This window comes from Streptomyces sp. NH27 (genome assembly GCF_056859195.1).
This window is the reverse complement of sequence record NZ_JACEGK010000926.1, coordinates 1-1,429: the sequence shown is the minus strand read 5'-3', so window position 1 is coordinate 1,429 and position 1,429 is coordinate 1. Positions and strand designations below refer to the sequence as shown.

General features: G+C 72.7%; 2 protein-coding genes. Both read left to right on the top strand.

Translation table 11 applies throughout. The features are described 5' to 3' along the window. A partial coding sequence (locus AC13HU_RS37145; protein WP_483046410.1) for a LysR substrate-binding domain-containing protein occupies positions 1-363 on the top strand: 363 nt, incomplete at its 5' end. A gap of 11 nt (positions 364-374) precedes the next feature. Continuing rightward, entirely contained in the window at positions 375-1,340 is a 966-nt protein-coding gene (locus AC13HU_RS37140) for an NAD(P)H-quinone oxidoreductase (RefSeq protein WP_483046409.1), read from the top strand. Positions 1,341-1,429 lie beyond the last annotated feature (89 nt).

Here is a 1,429-nt window from a genome sequence, read left to right as displayed (position 1 = left end):
GCACTCCCCCACATCACCGTCTCCCGACACGGCCGCGCCCGCAGCGTCATCGACGACCGGCTCGCCGAACTCGGCCTGGAGCGAAGGGTGCTGGCCACCGTGCCGACCTTCGGAGCGGCCTGCTTCCTCGCCCTGGACGCCGACGCGTTCGCGATCGTGCCCTCCGGTTTCGCCGAACGCGCCGCCCGGGCGCTGTGCCTGACCGTGCACCGGATCCCGCTGCGGCTTCCCCCGGTGGCGTTCGACATGGCCTGGCACGTCCGGTACGACGCCGACCCCGCGCACTGCTGGCTGCGGGACACCCTGCTCGCGCTGGCCGGTGACGGCGAGGTGCTCGCCGGGGAACGGCCGGCCGCGGAGTAGCCTGCGTTCGCATGTACGCGATGACGATTCCCCAGCCAGGTGGCCCGGACGCGCTGACCTGGGCGGATGTACCCGATCCGGTGGCCGGTGACGGCGAGGTCGTGGTCGAGGTCGTGGCCAGTGCGGTGAACCGCGCCGATCTCTTGCAGCGGCTGGGCCTCTACGACCCGCCGGCCGGGTCCGTGCCGTACCCGGGCCTGGAGTGCTCCGGCCGGATCGTGGAGGCCGGGCCGGGGGTGGCCGGGTGGGTGGTCGGTGACGAGGTGTGCGCGCTGCTCGCGGGCGGCGGCTACGCCGAGAAGGTGGTGGTGCCAGCCGGGCAACTGCTCCCCGTGCCCAAGGGCGTTGACCTCGTGACGGCGGCCGCGCTGCCCGAAGTCGCCGCCACTGTCTGGTCGAACGTCTTCCTGGTGGCCCATCTGCGGCCCACCGAGACGCTGTTGGTGCACGGCGGGTCCAGCGGGATCGGCACGATGGCGATCCAGCTGGGCAAGGCGGTCGGGGCGCGGGTCGCGGTCACCGCGGGCAGCGCGGAAAAGCTCGCCGCCTGCCGGGAGTTGGGCGCGGACGTGCTGATCAACTACCGCGAGCAGGACTTCGTGGCGGAACTGGGCCCGGACGGCGCGGACGTCATCCTCGACCTGATCGGCGCCAAGTACCTGGACCGCAACGTCGACGCGCTCGCGCTGAACGGCCGTCTGGTGGTGATCGGCATGCAGGGCGGGGTGACCGCGGAACTGAACCTCGCCAAGCTGATGGCCAAGCGCGGCGCGGTCGCCGCCACCACGCTCCGCGCCCGCCCGCCGGCCGAGAAGGCGGCGATCGTCGCGGCGGTCCGCGAGCACGTCTGGCCGCTGATCGAGGCGGGCACCGTCCGGCCGGTGGTCGACCGCGCGCTCCCGCTCGTCCAGGCGGCCGAGGCCCACCGCCTGATGGAGTCCAGCACCCACATCGGCAAGATCCTGCTCACTGTCTGACGGCGGCTGAGCCGCGCTCGTCGACGGCCGCCCGGGATGCCGTATTTGTCGCATCATGTGACGCTTGGCGTACATACGGTGGTGCGGGA

Excerpts from the sequence above, each read along its gene's own strand:
- AC13HU_RS37140 (WP_483046409.1), top strand. The coding sequence starts at position 375 with ATGTACGCGATGACGATTCCCCAGCCAGGTGGCCCGGACGCGCTGACC.